This is a genomic window from Alteromonas sp. 5NS40-0096 (assembly GCF_057544385.1).
On record NZ_BAAJLQ010000004.1, the window covers coordinates 444,645 to 462,060 of the forward strand.

14 protein-coding genes are annotated in these 17,416 nt (G+C 46.1%); 11 read left to right on the plus strand and 3 right to left on the minus strand.

Annotated features, from left to right (window positions below; all coding sequences use genetic code 11):
• Window positions 1-9: 9 nt before the first annotated feature.
• Window positions 10-1,479 carry a 4-hydroxy-3-polyprenylbenzoate decarboxylase gene (gene ubiD / locus AC27G9_RS14680; RefSeq protein WP_487075184.1) on the minus strand — a complete coding sequence of 490 codons (1,470 nt, stop codon included), beginning with the start codon at window positions 1,477-1,479 and terminating at the stop codon, window positions 10-12.
• 150 nt (window positions 1,480-1,629) lie between these two features.
• Between ubiD and AC27G9_RS14685 the strand changes: the two genes are divergently transcribed.
• Window positions 1,630-1,872, plus strand: coding sequence for a TIGR02647 family protein (locus AC27G9_RS14685; protein WP_487075185.1), 243 nt, complete (start codon window positions 1,630-1,632; stop codon window positions 1,870-1,872).
• A 78-nt stretch (window positions 1,873-1,950) separates the two neighbouring features.
• Window positions 1,951-2,577, plus strand: coding sequence for a tetratricopeptide repeat protein (locus AC27G9_RS14690; protein ID WP_487075186.1), 627 nt, complete (start codon window positions 1,951-1,953; stop codon window positions 2,575-2,577).
• Window positions 2,578-2,688: 111 nt separating this feature from the next.
• Here AC27G9_RS14690 and AC27G9_RS14695 read toward each other — a convergent pair whose 3' ends face one another.
• Window positions 2,689-3,720, minus strand: a complete 1,032-nt coding sequence (locus tag AC27G9_RS14695) for an AraC family transcriptional regulator (RefSeq protein ID WP_487075187.1) — start codon at window positions 3,718-3,720, stop codon at window positions 2,689-2,691.
• A 175-nt stretch (window positions 3,721-3,895) separates the two neighbouring features.
• On the opposite strand from AC27G9_RS14695, the gene AC27G9_RS14700 reads away from it, so the two are divergent.
• Window positions 3,896-4,168, plus strand: a complete 273-nt coding sequence (locus AC27G9_RS14700; protein WP_487075188.1) for a 2Fe-2S iron-sulfur cluster-binding protein — start codon at window positions 3,896-3,898, stop codon at window positions 4,166-4,168.
• 3 nt (window positions 4,169-4,171) lie between these two features.
• The gene (locus tag AC27G9_RS14705) at window positions 4,172-5,302 is read left to right on the plus strand and encodes an alkane 1-monooxygenase (protein ID WP_487075189.1); all 1,131 of its coding nucleotides are present in this window, start codon (window positions 4,172-4,174) and stop codon (window positions 5,300-5,302) included.
• Here AC27G9_RS14705 and AC27G9_RS14710 read toward each other — a convergent pair.
• Window positions 5,299-6,984, minus strand: a complete 1,686-nt coding sequence (locus AC27G9_RS14710) for an alkaline phosphatase D family protein (protein WP_487075190.1) — start codon at window positions 6,982-6,984, stop codon at window positions 5,299-5,301. The genes AC27G9_RS14705 and AC27G9_RS14710 overlap by 4 nt on opposite strands.
• Window positions 6,985-7,157: 173 nt before the next feature.
• Between AC27G9_RS14710 and rnr the strand changes: the two genes are divergently transcribed.
• The 7 genes from rnr (at window position 7,158) to rplX (ending at window position 17,413) form a co-directional block, all read left to right on the plus strand.
• Window positions 7,158-9,524: a ribonuclease R gene (rnr, locus tag AC27G9_RS14715; protein WP_487075191.1), complete on the plus strand. Its 2,367-nt coding sequence runs from the start codon at window positions 7,158-7,160 to the stop codon at window positions 9,522-9,524.
• The gene (rlmB, locus tag AC27G9_RS14720; protein ID WP_487075192.1) at window positions 9,524-10,264 is read left to right on the plus strand and encodes a 23S rRNA (guanosine(2251)-2'-O)-methyltransferase RlmB; all 741 of its coding nucleotides are present in this window, start codon (window positions 9,524-9,526) and stop codon (window positions 10,262-10,264) included. Before rnr ends, rlmB begins: the two co-directional genes overlap by 1 nt.
• Window positions 10,265-10,556: 292 nt before the next feature.
• A complete protein-coding gene (locus AC27G9_RS14725) occupies window positions 10,557-12,674 on the plus strand; it encodes a TonB-dependent receptor (RefSeq protein ID WP_487075193.1) in 2,118 nt (705 codons plus the stop codon).
• A 214-nt stretch (window positions 12,675-12,888) separates the two neighbouring features.
• A complete protein-coding gene (locus AC27G9_RS14730; RefSeq protein ID WP_487075194.1) occupies window positions 12,889-14,244 on the plus strand; it encodes a DUF4397 domain-containing protein in 1,356 nt (451 codons plus the stop codon).
• 192 nt (window positions 14,245-14,436) lie between these two features.
• Complete coding sequence (locus tag AC27G9_RS14735; RefSeq protein WP_487075195.1) at window positions 14,437-16,509, plus strand: GAF domain-containing hybrid sensor histidine kinase/response regulator; 2,073 nt, start codon at window positions 14,437-14,439, stop codon at window positions 16,507-16,509.
• 208 nt (window positions 16,510-16,717) lie between these two features.
• The gene (gene rplN, locus AC27G9_RS14740; protein WP_487075196.1) at window positions 16,718-17,086 is read left to right on the plus strand and encodes a 50S ribosomal protein L14; all 369 of its coding nucleotides are present in this window, start codon (window positions 16,718-16,720) and stop codon (window positions 17,084-17,086) included.
• Between the two features lie 12 nt (window positions 17,087-17,098).
• Window positions 17,099-17,413 (plus strand): 50S ribosomal protein L24, encoded by a 315-nt coding sequence (rplX, locus tag AC27G9_RS14745; RefSeq protein WP_487075197.1) that lies wholly within the window; start codon window positions 17,099-17,101, stop codon window positions 17,411-17,413.
• The last annotated feature ends 3 nt before the right edge of the window (window positions 17,414-17,416 follow it).

Here is a 17,416-nt window from a genome sequence, read left to right on the forward strand (position 1 = left end):
AAACTTTGATTATTTCATGATACCAAGCTGGTCCCAGATGTCATCCACCCTGGATTTGACAGCGTCGTCCATGACTATGGGCTCGCCCCATTCTCGATCTGTCTCTCCTGGCATTTTATTGGTCGCATCCATCCCCATTTTTGAACCAAGACCGGATACCGGTGACGCGAAATCGAGATAATCGATGGGTGTGTTTTCGATCATTGTTGTGTCTCGCGCCGGGTCCATACGTGTTGTAATTGCCCATATCACGTCATTCCAATCTCTGGCATTGACATCGTCGTCACAAACAATCACAAACTTGGTATACATAAACTGGCGCAAGAATGACCATACCCCCATCATGACCCGCTTAGCGTGACCGGGATATTGCTTTTTCATTGTTACGATAGCCATCCTATACGAACACCCCTCGGGAGGGAGATAGAAGTCAACGATTTCGGGGAACTGCTTTTGCAGAATCGGCACGAAGACTTCGTTCAACGCAACGCCTAAAATTGCGGGTTCATCAGGCGGCCTACCCGTATAAGTACTGTGATAGATGGGGTCTTTGCGATGCGTAATATGAGTAACAGTGAAAACTGGAAACTCGTCGACTTCGTTGTAATACCCAGTGTGATCGCCGTACGGCCCTTCAGGTGCAGTTTCATCTTGGGCAATGTACCCTTCGAGTACGATCTCTGCACTTGCTGGCACTTGCAAATCATTGCTGACGGATTTGACGACTTCTGTCTTATCACCGCGAAGCAAGCCGGCGAAAGCGTACTCGGATAACGTATCTGGTACTGGTGTGACGGCGCCAAGAATAGTGGCAGGGTCAGCGCCTAGTGCTACCGAGACAGGGTAAGGCTCGCCGGGATGGGTTTGGCACCATTCTCTAAAATCGAGTGCGCCTCCACGATGGGATAACCAGCGCATGATAAGTTTGTTTTTGCCTAACACTTGCTGGCGATAAATACCGAGATTCTGGCGTTTCTTGTGCGGGCCTTTGGTAACAGTTAAGCCCCATGTGATAAGGGGGGCAGCATCACCCGGCCAACAGCGTTGCACCGGTAACTTAGTGAGGTCGACATCGTCTCCGGTTAAGACAACTTCTTGGCATGGCGCTTTGCGAACTTCTTTGGCCGGCATGTTCAGTACTTGTTTGAAAACCGGGATTTTCGACCAGAGGTCCTTCAACCCTTTTGGTGGCTCAGGCTCTTTGAGATACGCAAGTAGTTTGCCGACCTCTCGCAGTGCTTCTACTGAATCTTGACCCATGCCCATAGCGACGCGCTGAGGTGTACCAAATAAATTCGCTAATACAGGCATGTCACTGTTTTTGGGGTTTTCAAACAACAGTGCGGGGCCGCCTGCGCGCAGTGTACGGTCGGCGATCTCTGTCATCTCCAACTCAGTGTCGATGGGCATACTGATGCGTTTTAGTTCGCCTTTAGCTTCAAGCTGAGCGATGAAATCACGTAAATCTTTGTATTTCATTTGAATGAGTGAGGTCCACGGGCTAGTCTTTTGAGTAGAGTATACCAATTTCCCGCGATGTCCGATCAGTCGAAACGACTATTTTTCCTTCGGATGTGCTGATAAGGTTTATTTTCATAAAATAATGATAACTCATCCAAAGAGGGCAGTATGGCATTTAATCAGGACAAAACTGACGAACTGAATCTTCTTCTCAAATTCCCTACGCAAAGTCTTATGCAAGGATTAAAAATACACCACGACGCAAGCCAATCCATGGTATTAGCTGCTGAGCGGCTATACGAAAAGGGCTTAATTACCCAACCTGATGGCGGTTATCTTACTGATTTAGGAATCGATGTGGCGGATCACGCACGGCAAGTGGCATCGGCGCTGACGTCTAAGCTAAATTGAACATTTATCTTTTGTCTGTATTTGCCGATACTAACTACTAGAATTGATTTTTTTTAGTTTTCTAGAGAGATGATGGCGATGCTTCGACTTTTCTTCCCCGTATTTAGCCTACTGCTCGTGGGCTTCTCTAGCAGTGCTTTGAGCCAAGAGTTAAAAGCGGTACAGCTCTATACTCAAGACGAGTTGATTCGTCTCATCAATAAGAATGAACACTTAGACCGTGTCGTACTCGACCGCTGCCAGCTTGTACAAGACATAGAAGCGAGAGCGGAAGTGTTAAAAGTGCCGGCGTACCAATTTCTATGGGGTGATATGCTGGCCTGGGGCGTTTGTGTTGATGCTGAACCCGTTAGAGGCATCGATTTCATCGTGGAATCGGCTGAGCAAGGGTTCCCCGCAGCCCTTGAGCAGTTAGGGCGCTACTTTGCCAATGGCACGCTAGTGCAAACAGACAAGAAGCGTGCTGTGGTGTATCTACGAGAAGCGAGTGCATTGGGTAACCTGAAGGCACAGATACAGTTAGCTGAGCTATTTATCGACGGTTATGGCAGCCCTTATGATTATGAAGATGCCTATCATTGGTTGTACAACGCGATTACCGATGACAAAGCCACTCACGCCAAAATTGCGATGTGTCTTGATAAATTGGGTCAGCTTATGCATCCAAAAGCAGTGCGTAAAGCAAGGCGTCCTCTTAATAGTTAGGACGGGTTGTCAACCTAGGCGCCGGCGCTGAACAGACACGATACATTCGCGATTCTATGGTATCGAGTTCTCATATACCTATGGACAGTGAAGCTTAAACGGCAACTGGTATCAATCGGCGGCGTCGTTTGTTGCCGATTGCTTTTTATAGTGTGATGGAGAGCAACCTTGCCATTGGTGGAAGGCTCGCCGGAAGCTCGCGACGTCTTGATAGCCGAGTTGCAGGCTAACGCTCTCTATCTTTTGACCATTTTGAAGGCCTGTTTTGGCCTTTTGATGGCGAACTTGGCAAAGCAGCGTTTTGTACTGCGTTCCGAGTTTTTGCAATTGACGGTGCAGCGTACGAGGTGTCATGGATAACTCTCTCGCAATGTCTTCAAGAGTAGGAATATCGAAATTCGCTGCAAACAGTATCCCCTGTACTTTCTCAACCAGATTTACCGCTTTGTTGAGTTGTGCTTTTTCCATTTCACAGAATTGTTGAGCTGCCAAGAATCCTTGTGGGTCTCCTGACTTTAAGGGAGTATCAAGTTGCGAACGATGGAATCGAAGTCCTAATCGATCCTGCTGATACAAAAGACGACCTGAGAAAAATGAAGCGGCTTTGTCCTGATATTTCGGCGCTTGAAAAGGGAAAAATACGTCGATAGTAAACCGACTTTCACTGAGCTGCATTAATGCTTGGTAGGTACTTTTGACGATGATTTCACTGATCAACTTATTGGCGTCGTCTAAATCCATTTGAGGAAGCAAAGTCACATTCACTGCGTCATCAGAGATACCGTAGTCGAGCATAAAAAGTGGCGTTCGCGTGATGAGATAGCGGTGCATAACCGCTAGTGCTTCACGGAGGGTGAGGCAATTTTGCATGGCTAACCCCATTACACCATGATGCTGTAGCGTGAGTTGTTGGCCTATCACAAGGCCAATATGAGGCGTGTTGGACAAGGTGCTGGCAGCACTGACCAAATCGATAAAGCTCGACATTGAAATTTGTTTCTGATTGAGCATAACGTCGTTAAAGGTGAGTCCGGCTTTTGACAACCACTTATCACCGTCAACGCCCTTTTGCTGCAAAACCATATAGGCGATTTGTAAGTAGTGAAGTGGTGCGCGTATTTGCTTTGAACCTTGATATTGCATGCCATTCTCGATTTACGTGTTACACCATTCCGCACAGATAAATACCACTCCGATCTCTCTTTGGGCACTGGTTTCATTAACAAATGTCAATTAATGCTCCCTTTTTGTCAATCAGAAAACACTGCTGTTTACCTGCGACGCTTACACTGCCAATTAGGCTGCAAGGAGAATAAGTGTGACTAATCTAGTGAGCTTCGGTGATGAGACGTTTGATGTAGAAAAAGGCCAAACCATACTCGACGGCGCATTGAGTAATGGTATCGACATACCTTTTAGCTGTCAGGTAGGCAGTTGTCGTACGTGTCGTTGCAAATTGACGTCGGGAAACATTCGTCCACTGGTAGATTTCGATTATGTGCTTGACCCGGATGAACAAGCTCAAGGCGTAATCTTAACGTGCCAAAGTACGCCCATGTCTGATATCAGCATCGAAATGATGGAGGACTAGCGAGTGCTTCACTACCTCAAGTTTACCTTGTTTCATTGTTTTGCATTGGCGGCCATCAGCAGTGTATTTGTCGGCGGCATGGCAATTCCTATCACATTCGTTGTGACGTCCAGCATCATAGTGCTGGGCGATTTGTTTTTAGGTGACGATTTATCTGAGCCTAACTTTCATCACGAGAATATCTTAGTGTTTTTGCTGCACTGCGCGTTGCCGCTAACATTTTTATTGCTATGCGCGGGCCTGTGGCAGATTAGCCCGGACGACGTGTTTGGTATGGGAGCGGCACTGACAACGTTGACCGGTTTTGATTTTAATGTAGCAAAAGCCAATACCTCGCTATGGCAAAAGCTCGCTGCCATTCCTTATATCGGCTTAATGCTTTCGACATTGGGCACAGTCACTGGACATGAGCTGATCCATCGTACCTACGACAAGGCGTCACTGGTTATCGGGCGTTGGTTGTTAGCGTTTAGCTTTGACAGTAATTTCTCTATTGAGCATGTCTATAATCACCATCGCTGGGTGGCAACACCGAGCGATCCTGCCAGCGCACCCAGAGGAAGAAACGTATATCAACACATAGTATTGTCTACGATTGGTGGCAATATCAGTGCGTGGAACATTGAAAAAAAACGATTGGCAAAACGACAATTACCGATGTTTTCTGTAGCCAACGTGTGCCTTCGAGGGTATGCGATGAGTTTGGTTTTAGTCGTATGGTCTATTTGGATGGCGGGATTGTGGGGGGCAGTATTCTTTGTTGTCTGCGGTTTGTGGGCAAAAACAATGTTGGAAATCGTCAATTACATGGAACATTACGGATTAGTGAGAGATGCCAGTAAGCGCGTTGAACCAAGGCACTCTTGGAATACCAATCGGAGAATAAGCTCTTGGAGCATGTTTAACTTGTCGCGTCACTCTCACCATCATGCCCACGGACATGTGCCTTTCTATCAATTGACTGCGATGCCTGATTCACCAACCCTTCCTTCAGGGTACTTGGGTTGTATGTTAGTGACGCTGATCCCACCGTTGTGGTTTAAGTTAATGGCGCCGAGATTAGCGTGGTGGGATGCCCACCTTGCGACAGAGCAAGAGCGGGCATTAATCAAAGCGTCAGCTAGGCAAAATTAGCCTTGAAACGTGACCGTGTGCTCATCTGCGATGACAAAATCTTCCGACTTGATGGTATCAACATAGTACCAATGAGCTTGTGCCTCTTCTCGAGTGAATGTCACCGTTAGGTAACCACGTTGGTGGAGGTTACAATAGGTCAAATCTTTGATCAGCAGAGGCAGAGCCTGCGACAAATTTTTCGCGGTATCGTCACTCAGTTTAAGATAACTCTCGATACCTGGTGACGACACGCCGGCGGTTGCAAACTCAATACCTCTAATCTCACCGTTGTTATCAACCAAATCGCTACACCAACCATTGTGTGTATCGCCAGCGAATACGACCAGTTGCTTATTCGCTTGCTTTGCTGAGCCGTAAATCATCTCGCGCTCGACGGGGTATCCGTCCCAGGCGTCAAGATTGTATGGCATTGTCGTAGTGAGTCGTTTTGTTTCGACGTCAGACAGCGTCTCGCCTTTGAGTTGTTTTTGTTTAATACCGACAAGTTGTTCAATAGTTTGAGGGATCTTCTCACGATTTTGACCGGCAAAGATCTCAGCGGGATAGTGCATTTTACCCATCAATACTTGTTGACCAAGTACTTGCCAGTGGGAAGGGCTTTTCTTCACCTGATTGATGAGCCAATCACGTTGCTCTGAACCAAGCAAAGAGCGACTGGCGTCAGACATATCTCTAACAAACCCATCGGTATCAAATTCGCCGGTTTCAGTATTGCGGTAGTCCCCGTAGTTCAGCTGCTTGTCACGACCGATGACACGAGTATCTAACATATGTAGTGCGATCAAATCACCAAATTCAAACGTGCGATAAATGTGAGGCTGTGTGTCGCCCATTGGGGGACGAATTGGCAGCCATTCATAATAGGCTTGCACGGCGGCCGCTCTGCGCGCAAAGAAATCACCTTCGCCTTCATTGTGGTTTTCCGCGCCTTCGTTGTAGGTATCATTGGCAACTTCATGATCATCCCAGACAACGATGAAGGGTTTGGCTTGATGCAGCGCTTGCAAGCCTTTATCGGTGCGATATGTTGCGTAGCGTTTGCGGTAGTCATCAAGTGTAAACAGTTCTCCCTGATTGTCTTTGTCAAAAGTGCGACCAAGGCGTTGTGCATCTTCAGTGGCATAACCTGTACTTGAGTATTCGTAAATATAATCACCCAAGTGAAGCACGACATCAATCTCACTGTCTTGTGACGCTGCCATGTATGGATTGAAGAAGCCTGCCGGGTAGTTGGAGCAAGAGAAAATTCCCAGCTTCACTTGCTCTACAGTACTTTTGGGCAAAGTGCGGGTGGTGCCCGTAACACTGGAATTCTTCTGAGTAATAAATCGATAATAATACGCTTGATTTTCCTCGAGATCGCGTACATCGACTTTCACTGTGTAGTCTGTGACTTTTGAAGCTTGAGCGCTGCCTTCTCGGACAATTTGGGTAAAACTACTGTCCTTGGCTAATTGCCAAACCAGATGAACCTGCGTGTCTTGGCTATTTACGGGTGTCGCACGCGTCCACAAGACTATTGCCGATTGCGTTGGGTCACCACTCGCTACGCCGTGGTTAAATTCAACTTGGTTTTCTGGCAACACAAAGTGTTTGGATGAGCAACCATACATTTGTGTGCTGATTACAAGTCCCGTGCTCACTGCTGAGCTTAGTTTTAGAAATCGCCTTCTGTCCATCGCGGTTCACTTTTTCATTGAATATGTAATCAATATAAATCGTAAATATGACGTTTCAGTGATCGTTTCCCATAAAAACACGGGTAATTGACTGTGAAGTCGCGGTTTTTTTGGGCTCGTAGCTGTTATACTAAGCGCAGTTTAGATTCTCCTTTAATATTTTGGTACACCGAATGAAGAGTAAGGACCCGCATTATCAGCGTGAAAAGGAAAAGTATGAAAACCCGGTGGCTAGCCGTGAGTATTTGTTAGAGATACTCACTCAGCACGGGAAACCTTTGTCCTTTCTCGACATTTGCAACCTAGTCAATGCCTTTGATGAAGACAGTCGTATAGGTATTCAACGTCGTCTTCGCGCGATGGAGCGAGAAGGGCAAATACTGTTTAACAAACACAAAAAGTACGTCTTGGCCACTGGCAGCGAACCTGTCATTCGCGGGCGTGTGATTGGTCATCGTGATGGCTTTGGCTTCTTGCGCCCCGAAGATAATTCTGGCGATTTGTATATTGGCCAAGGTCAGATGCAAACTCTATTGCACGATGATATTGTCGAGGCAAGAATTGGTGCGACTGACCGCCGAGGTAGAAAAGAAGCGAACGTTATCGGAATCGTCACGCCAAGAACCGAACCTATCGTCGGTCGTTTCTTTATCGAACATGGGTTTGCGGTTGTTGTACCGGATGACAGTAGAATTAACCAAGAAATCGTCATTCCACCCGAACACACAATGGGCGCTAGGTTGGGTCATGTGGTCGTAGTGGAAATTACGCAGCGTCCGCGGCGCAGAGTGAACCCAGTGGGTAAAATTGTTGAAGTGCTCGGAGAGCACATGGCCCCTGGGATGGAAATTCAAATGGCCCTGCGGACTTTCGATATTCCTCATGAGTGGCCTCAAGGCGTGACACGTGCCGTTTCGCGTTTAAAGGAAGAGGTACCCGATCAAGCTAAAGAGGGCAGAATTGACCTGCGCCAGCTCCCTTTGGTCACCATTGATGGCGAAGATGCCAGAGATTTCGATGACGCCGTATTCTGTGAGCCCTTAGATGATGGTGGTTGGCAACTCTGGGTGGCCATCGCAGATGTAAGCTACTATGTTAGACCCGGTACCGCGCTAGATACAGAAGCATTGAACCGCGGCAACTCAGTGTATTTCCCAGACCAAGTTGTTCCTATGCTACCGGAATTACTGTCTAACGGGTTGTGTTCTCTCAACCCGGAAGTGGATCGCTTGTGCATGGTTTGTGAAATGACTATTTCTGCTTCGGGCAAATTGGAAGAATTTCAGTTTTACGAAGCGGTGATGAATAGTCACGCTAGGTTGACCTACACTAAAGTTTGGCAAATTCTGCAAGGTGACAAAGCACTTCACAAACGCTACGAAGAACACGTTCCTCATTTGCGTAATCTGTATGCATTGTATCGTTCACTGAAAAAAGCCAGATTGCAGCGTGGCGCTATAGAGTTTGAAACACAAGAGAGTAAGTTTGTGTTTAATGCTCAGCGTAAAATTGAAAATATCGTGCCTTTGGTGCGCAACGATGCACATAAGCTGATCGAAGAGTGCATGATCATGGCGAATGTCAGTGCCGCTAAAATGTTAGAAAAGCACCAAGCTTCTGCACTGTTCCGAATTCATGACCAGCCTGATGCTGACCGCTTGTCTGCTTTTATCGCTTATCTCGGTGAAATTGGTGTGCCTCATCGTATTACTGACGAAGCGACACCTGCCGACTTTACAGACGTGGTAAATAAAACCAATAACCGACCGGATTATGAACTGATTCAAACTATGTTGCTGCGTTCTATGAAGCAAGCAGTTTATGAGGGGGATAACATTGGGCACTTTGGTTTAGCGTTAGATGCATATGCCCATTTCACATCGCCGATTCGTCGTTACCCCGACTTAGTTGTTCATCGAGCAATAAAAGCAATACTGAAAAAACAAAAGCAAAAAACGACAGGTGGAAAAACATACACGGTGGAAGAAATCGAGCAGCTCGGTGAGCAATGTTCCACCACTGAGCGACGAGCAGATGATGCGACACGAGACGTAGCCGATTGGCTTAAGTGTGAGTTTATGCTTGATCGCGTCGGCGAGAGCTTTGAAGGTGTTGTCGCCTCGGTGACTAATTTTGGCCTGTTTGTGAGGTTAACTGAATATCATATCGATGGCCTGGTACACATCACGTCTTTGGATGACGACTATTATCATTACGACGATGTGAAGCAAGCTTTGATGGGAGAGTCTGGCCATAATAGCTTCCGCTTGGGCGACCAATTGACGGTAAAAGTGGTCGCGGTCAACCTTGATGAACGCAAAATTGATTTGGTGATCGATGGCGCGCTGTTAAAAGGAAAAAAAGGTAAAAAGGTCACGGTTCGTACTGTCAGTAAAAAAACGGCAAAAGGCAAAGGTGGCAGCAAAGGGCGCGAAGGAAGAACGGAGCGTCCAACAGATAAACGTAAATCTCGAGGGGCAAAAGACGATAGGTCTTCAAAAAAACGTCCCCCTAAATCTAAAAAAGGCAAGAAACGGTAATGGCACAGCAAGAGTGGCTGTATGGCTTGCACGCGATGCAAGCGGTATTGGAGCGCGAACCAGAACGCGTTATTGAAGTATTCGTATTAAAAGGTCGTAATGACGAGAGGCTGAGTACGATTGTTAATCAAGCGCGACGCTTCGGTATTAGTATCCAGTTTTGTCAGCGCAAAGTGCTAGACGACAAAGTCTCAGGTGAACAGCATCAAGGTGTAGTTGCTCGTGCAAAACCGGCAAAGCCTCTTGATGAAAACGATCTAGATGTCATTCTCGATAGTCAAAGCCAACCTTTCTTGTTGGTTTTGGATGGTGTGACTGACCCTCATAACCTAGGCGCATGCTTACGCACGGCTGACGCTGCAGGCGTGCACGCTGTAGTCGTACCAAAAGACAAATCTGCTGGGCTAACCGCGACAGCACGCAAAGTTGCTTGTGGTGCGGCGGAAACCACCCCACTGATCCAAGTGACTAATTTGTCGCGAACGCTGAAACACATGCAAGAACGAGGCGTTTGGGTAACGGGTACTGCGGGCGAAGCCACTCAGAGTTTGTACGAAGTCAAAATGACGGGGCCGTGTGCTTTGGTCATGGGCGCGGAAGGTAAAGGCATGCGTCGTTTAACTCGTGAACACTGTGATGACTTGGTAAAATTACCGATGGCGGGCAGTGTTTCTAGCCTGAATGTTTCTGTTGCGACTGGCATTTGTTTGTACGAAATTGTCCGTCAGCGTGCATTGTAGCGATCATAACTTTGTGAAGAGGTGGTGGTTTTTCCATCACTTTCTTTTCTCTTCTTAATCATAGATCCTTCTAAGCTATTTCTTTTTGTGCTTTTCTTTAGCCTCGAAAATACTCTCTTAATCAGTGTAACTGATTGTAATTAATTAGCTTTTTGTGTTTTTTTGACGCGTTTTTCTTTTGACGTAAATCAATTAATCTAAATTTTCTGAAAAATTAACTTAAAAAAGCAAATGAGAATCGTTAGTATTAGCGCCGAAATTTAAGAACACACAGAAAAACGAGGACACTCCCTTGAAAAAAACACTACTACACACGTCAATGCTATTAGCTTTGACAGGTGCAAGTGCTGTCGCACTGGCTGATGATGCAGCAGTAAGCTACGGCGAAGGTGATGTTGAGCGTATTACCATCCGCGGCGCATTCTTTGGCCAGCAAGTCGCTGATGCGATAAAAACGCCTACGCTACTACTTAACGTACCTCAGTCAGCTTCGATCATCAGTGCAGAGCAAATCTCTGATCAGGCATTGTTCAGTGTAGCTGATGTTATGCAATACACGCCTGGCGTAAGTATTGGCCAAGGTGAAGACCATCGTGACCAATTGACAATTCGCGGTCAAAACACGACAGCAGACTTTTTCGTAGACGGGTTGCGTGATGACGTTCAGTATTTCCGTCCACTTTACAACATTGAACGCATCGAAGTACTTCGTGGTGCGAATGCCTTGTTGTTCGGCCGTGGTGGCGGTGGCGGTATCGTCAACCGTGTGACGAAAACAGCTGACTTTTCAGGTGATTTCACAACACTAAATGCTGGCATCGATACTTTCTCCGCTAGCAGCATCGCAGTCGACACGAATAAAGTCATTGATAATAACAATGCAGTTAGATTGAATGCGGTTTTTGACACCATTGAAAATCACCGTGATTTTAAAGACGGCGAGCGTTTTGCTGTTAACCCAACCTACACATGGGCAATCAGCGATGACACTATGGTTAATGCGTCTTACGAGTATGTAAACGATGACCGTGTTGTTGACCGTGGTGTGCCTTCACTTAATGGTGCGCCTCTTGAAGGATTTGATGATACTTTCTTCGGTGCCCCAGGCTTCAACAACACTCAGTTAGAAGCTCACATTGCACGTGTACGTGTTGACCATCAGTTGAATTCTGAGTGGTCTATCAATGCTACTGCGCAGTACGCAGATTATGACAAAGAGTATCAAAACCTTTACCCAGTAGGCTTTGACGATACGACCAACATGGTAACTCTAGATGGCTATCGCGATACCACGCAGCGTGAAAACTTGCTACTTCAATTCAATGTAATTGGTCAGTTCGAAGCGGCTGGTTTTGAGCACACTGTACTTGTTGGTGCAGAATATGGCCAGCAAGATACAGAAAATGCACGCCTAGATAACTTCTTCACTGCTACTAGCGACGATCAACAATCATTCTTGTTCTCGGATCCATTAGTGATCCCAGAATTCACCTTGACTGCACCGGTTCGTGACCGTGCTTCTGACGTGACTTTCACATCGGCATTTGTACAAGATGAGATCAAACTAACTGACAACTGGATTTTGGTTGCAGGCTTGCGTTATGACAGCTTTGATATCGACGTAGTGGATACTATCGAAGTTAACGACGGCGCAGATGATGGTAACAATGGTTTCCTTAGCAGTGATGACACAGAAGTTTCTCCTCGTGTTGGTTTAATCTATAAGCCATCTGAAGATGTGTCTATCTATGCAAGCTACAGCAAATCATTCTTGCCACGCTCGGGTGACCAGTTCTTAACCCTGTCTCTAACGTCTCAAGCACTAGAAGCTGAAGAGTTTGAAAATAGAGAAGTCGGTGTTAAGTGGAACATCAGTGACGCATTAAGCCTGACTGCTGCTTATTTTGAAGTTGACCGCGAGAACGGCGCAGCGGTAAATCCAGATGATCCTGAAACTGCGGTACTAACAGGCACAGAAACAACCGGTTTTGAAGTACAGTTAGTGGGTAACATCACTGAAGCTTGGCAGATCACAGTCGGCTACAGCAACCTTGACGGTAACCAAACAAGAGTTTCTGGCAACGGCGGTTTCGATGGACAAGAGTTGGCGCAGCTACCAGAACATATGTATACCGTTTGGAGCAAGTACACGCTTAACGACGATTGGAGCGCTGGCCTAGGTTTCATCTATCAGTCTGAACAATATGCATCGCTGAGCAACAATGTTGAGTTGCCTGATTTTGCTCGCGTAGACGCTGCTGTTTATTACAACTACAGTGAAGACCTAACGATTCAGTTAAACGTTGAAAACCTGTTTGATGAAGATTACTTCCCTGCAGCACACAACGACAACAACATTACGACTGGTGAACCGCTAAACGCACGCATTAGTGCGCAATATCGTTTCTAAACCTTTTCGTGACTAGAAAAAGGGCCTCAGTGGCCCTTTTTTTGTGCCTCTATGTCTTGTTAAATACGCCTGTAAAGCCCGTAAATGTGCAAACAAATGTCAACTTTCGTCAGTGAATGTAAAGCTTTGTAAATACGACGTTTGATAAGGAACCTTACGTGATATTGATGACCTCAATTTCGCATTTCGATTAGTTTTTAAGGATTCCATACTCATGCAATGTTTATCTTTTCGCCTTACAACACTCGCACTCACCAGCGCAGTATTATTCGGCTGTGGTGGTAGTGATAGTGAAGATACAGACTATACCTCTGCCTATGTTCAGTTTTACAACGCGTCTCCCAATGGCGCGACCGTTACCATGCGCGAAGACGAAGGAGCCAACTTTGGTACGGCTCAGTTTGCAGACACTACGGCGTTGTATACGGTTACGAGTGATGACTACAGCTTTGAATTCATTCGCACTGATGCGGACGACCAAGAGGTGGTTGTCGATACGTTGACAACGACGTTGCGCGATGGCGAGAAAAACCTTGTCATACTGAGTGGCGATTTTGCCGATCCTCGAATCAACGAATACACCTTTGAGCGAGAAACATTGGTCGATCATTTCCGTTTGATGGCGATTACAGTGACGGCGAATGAAGCCCAGTATGACATCTACATGAGTGATTCTGGCGAACCTTTCGAAGCGGCAACCTTGTTAGGAACTGTAGAGCACGACACGTTAACCGAATATGACTATTGGGATGGTGATGAAGACAGCGATGATTTCGACGAAGGTGAGTACACCATTTATTTGACCTTACCAGGTGAGACAGACGTGGTGTTTGAATCACCAACAATCGATTTTCAGTTTGATACCGAATATGTACTTGCTATCCGCGACCTTGCTGGTGCGATTCAAACCGGAATTGCAGTAGACATAGTGTTAAATTCCTCAACTCCAACCTCCGTTACTGATGTCGATGCTTCTTCTCAGTATCGGGTATACAACAGTACGAATTTCGACAGTGGTATTCAGTTTGCCTTAGACGGTACCTCTGATAATGCTCCTGTAACGATTGCAGAAGGCACGTTGACTGATTTCATTGAAGTGGATTTCGGGGATTATCAACTCAACGCCGGATCGTCTGAAGCGGAGCAAGACCTAACCAACCAACTCGTCACATTAAATCAAGGAGAGAGTAAAGCGATTGTCGTTTACTACGATGGCTCACAGTTAAAAGCCGCTACGTTTATTGAGAGCGGTTTACCTCAGTCGTATGACAAAACGATTAACTTCGTCAATACGGTACCAGATTATGATGCTGTTGATTTTTACCTTGTGCGCAAAGACGAAACCATCGAGACCGCCGAGTATCGGGTTACCAATGTAGAATTTGGCGAGGCCGACGCTGAGACGCTGCCGGCTGATTATTACGAGATCATCGCTGTATACGAAGAAAATGAGGAAACTTTACTACTAGACCGAACCGATTTGATTGGCTTAACGGAAGACGCTAACTACATCATTTCCCTTGAACCAACCGAGACGGCTGACCAATTTGAGATAGTGATCAGCAAATAAACGCCGTCGACCAGGTCTGCCACCTCGTTTGTTTTTGGTTGGGCCTGGCTATTTTACCCCATCAATACCCAAGCTTACATTCACCGTCTACACTTACTTTATTGGCATACTGGCGCTTAATTACTAACAGATTAATTAGGGCTCCCAGTTATCAAAACCGTTCAATCACTGTATGGGGACGTAAGCTAGGTTATGAAATTGATCGCCGCGCTGAACGAGGTGACAAACAATATAGCCCTCTCGTTTGAAGAGAGAATCGTCAGGTTACTGGCGGTTGGCTGCGATGTGCTTGAACTCGATATTGGTATTGTCAGCAAGGTTGAGGGAAATGATTACCAAATCTTTCTGGCGGTCAGTCCCGATAACTCGGTTCAAAGGGGAACGAGTTTCCCTTTGAATGAAACTTATTGCCATCAGACATTGATGGCCAATAGCGTTGTCGCTGTGCATCGGGTCGAAGGCTCAGAATTTGCCCAACATCCTTGTTATCAAACAGTTGGCTTAAACGCTTATATCGGTATGGTATTGGTGGTTAATGGCGAGCGCTTTGGCACGGTAAACTTTTGTTCCAAAAAACCTTTAGGTTCCCCTTTTTCTGCTGAAGCCATTGCCTATGTAACATTACTCGCAGAATGGATTGGCGCAGAACTCAGCCGACAAAGCGCGATTGATGCGATCATCGACCAGCAGCTCATTATCCGCCGAAACCAAGCTTTGTTCGACCAAGCGTCTGATTTGGCGGGTGTGGGGACATGGGAGTTTATTCATGGCACAGAGCAATGCGTGTGGTCGCCCACCTTAAGAGATATGTTGGAAGTTGACGTAAACTTCGAGGCGACACCCACAAGTTTGAGTGAGTTTTTTGTCGACATTCGCGACAAGCACCGCTTTGAAGAAGCGCTCAGTGACGTGAACATTTCACAGTCTCCGTGGACATTGGAGACCGAAGTCATTACACAGAATGGCCGAAGTTTGTGTTTGCTCACTCGATTCACATCGATTACTGACATTGACGGCGTCGTTCATGTGCTGGGCGCCACTCAGGATATGACACAACGGGTTTTAATCAATAGAGAGCTCGAACGCCGCCGCGATGAAGCAGAAAAGGCATTGCAATCTAGAAGCCAATTTTTGGCCAATATGAGTCACGAGATTCGCACGCCGATGAATGGGATTATTGGCATGTTAGACATCATCTCAGCGCAAGCAGCGACGCCTGAAAAACGAGATTATGTTGCTCTGGCTAAATCAAGTGCAGGGCACTTATTGCGAATAATCAATGATATTCTCGATTTTTCAAAAATTGATAATGGCCATCTTGATTTAGAATCAGCGCCCGTCGACTTCAACCAATTGCTCCTCGCGCAAATTGAACTTTATCTTACCGACGCCAAAAAGAAAGCGCTGGAGTTGCGTTGGGATTTATCTGCAACCCACGGTGTACATGTACTGAGTGATGCGGTTCGTCTAGCTCAAATCGCCAGTAACTTACTTAACAACGCCATAAAGTTTACTAAAAAGGGCATAGTGTCCGTGTCGACAAAAGCCTTAAAACAAAGGGACAGCGGTGTGCTAATTCAACTCATTGTAGAAGACACGGGTGTTGGGATCGAACCGGGCCGGCAATCGAAAATTTTTTCGCCGTTTCAACAAGCAGACGAAGCAACCACGCGCCACTTTGGAGGGACTGGTTTAGGGTTGTCTATCGTGGCGCAAATCGCCGAACTAATGAATGGCGGCGTTAAATTGCATTCAATTCTCGGGGAAGGCTCAAAGTTTGTTGTGGCACTGCAATTACCCTTAGTCGATAGTGAAAGTGTGGCAAATAGCGGCGTCCTCAAAACCGAAGAAGATAGTGAATTGGAGAGCAGGCGTTTCGAGCGAAAAAAAGTGTTGGTCGTAGAGGACAACGAAATTAATCGTCTTGTCATTACACAACAACTCTCGCTATACGGTATTGAACCCCATATTGCATGCAATGGCTCAGAAAGTGTGGAAATGGTATTGGATGCAGTCACCCGCCACAAACCTTACGATTTAGTTATTATGGATTGCCAAATGCCTGTTATGGATGGATATCGAGCCACCGAAGCAATACGTAAACTCGGTGATACAGCGTATAAGATACCAATTGTGGCGTTAACCGCTAATGCGATGCAAGGAGAGCGTGAAAAGTGTATCATGGCTGGAATGAATGATTATCTGACAAAACCCATAGATAGTCTGCGATTACAGAAGGCGCTTAATCGCTTTTTACTCCCCTAAACATTGATTTTTAAACGTTTGCACCAACTTCTTAACCAGAAGGGCAGATTGTTCAAAATTAATTCATAAATTGCCTATCGTTTTAAAATCTTTTCTGTTATCATTTCGCGCCCTTTTTATCGGGGTATGGTTAAAAAATGGCTTATTTGTCGTTTTTAGCAGCAATTTAGTGGCTCGTGAGAGCCGTAATTAACAGCGGAGCACTAACATGATCCAAATGCAAACTAACCTGGATGTAGCCGACAACAGCGGCGCTCGCAGGGTTCAGTGTATTAAGGTTCTTGGTGGCTCGCATCGCCGTTATGCACATATCGGTGACATCATCAAAGTTACTGTGAAAGAAGCAATTCCTCGCGGTAAAGTTAAAAAAGGTGACGTACTGAATGCAGTGGTGGTGCGTACTAGAAAAGGCGTTCGTCGTGCAGATGGTTCTACTATCCGTTTCGATAACAACGCAGCGGTCTTGTTGAACAGCAACAAGCAACCTATTGGTACGCGTATCTTTGGCCCGGTTACACGTGAGCTTCGTGGAGACAACTTCATGAAGATTATCTCGTTGGCCCCAGAGGTACTATAAGGAGTCACGATAATGGCTAGAAAAATTCGTCGTGATGATGAAGTAGTCGTATTGGCGGGCAAAGACAAAGGTAAGCAAGGCAAAGTTCTTAGCGTACTAACGTCTGAAGACCGTGTAGTAGTTGAAGGTGTAAACCTTGTCAAGAAACATCAGAAGCCTAACCCTCAGTTGGGTGTTGCTGGTGGCATCGTTGAGAAGGAAGCATCAATTCACGTTTCTAATATTGCGATTGTTAACCCAGCTACTGGGAAAGCAGATCGCGTTGGTTTCCGTGTTGAAGGCGAGAAGAAAGTTCGTTTCTTCAAGTCTAACGGCGAACTTGTTTAATTA

Bases quoted from the DNA above. Each gene is read 5' to 3' on its own strand.
- rplX (WP_487075197.1), top strand. From the start codon at position 17,099: ATGGCTAGAAAAATTCGTCGTGATGATGAAGTAGTCGTATTGGCGGGC.
- rlmB (WP_487075192.1), top strand. From the start codon at position 9,524: ATGGCACAGCAAGAGTGGCTGTATGGCTTGCACGCGATGCAAGCGGTA.
- AC27G9_RS14730 (WP_487075194.1), top strand. From the start codon at position 12,889: ATGCAATGTTTATCTTTTCGCCTTACAACACTCGCACTCACCAGCGCA.
- AC27G9_RS14695 (WP_487075187.1), bottom strand. From the start codon at position 3,720: ATGCAATATCAAGGTTCAAAGCAAATACGCGCACCACTTCACTACTTA.
- AC27G9_RS14690 (WP_487075186.1), top strand. From the start codon at position 1,951: ATGCTTCGACTTTTCTTCCCCGTATTTAGCCTACTGCTCGTGGGCTTC.
- ubiD (WP_487075184.1), bottom strand. From the start codon at position 1,479: ATGAAATACAAAGATTTACGTGATTTCATCGCTCAGCTTGAAGCTAAA.
- AC27G9_RS14685 (WP_487075185.1), top strand. From the start codon at position 1,630: ATGGCATTTAATCAGGACAAAACTGACGAACTGAATCTTCTTCTCAAA.
- AC27G9_RS14735 (WP_487075195.1), top strand. From the start codon at position 14,437: ATGAAATTGATCGCCGCGCTGAACGAGGTGACAAACAATATAGCCCTC.
- rplN (WP_487075196.1), top strand. From the start codon at position 16,718: ATGATCCAAATGCAAACTAACCTGGATGTAGCCGACAACAGCGGCGCT.
- rnr (WP_487075191.1), top strand. From the start codon at position 7,158: ATGAAGAGTAAGGACCCGCATTATCAGCGTGAAAAGGAAAAGTATGAA.
- AC27G9_RS14710 (WP_487075190.1), bottom strand. From the start codon at position 6,984: ATGGACAGAAGGCGATTTCTAAAACTAAGCTCAGCAGTGAGCACGGGA.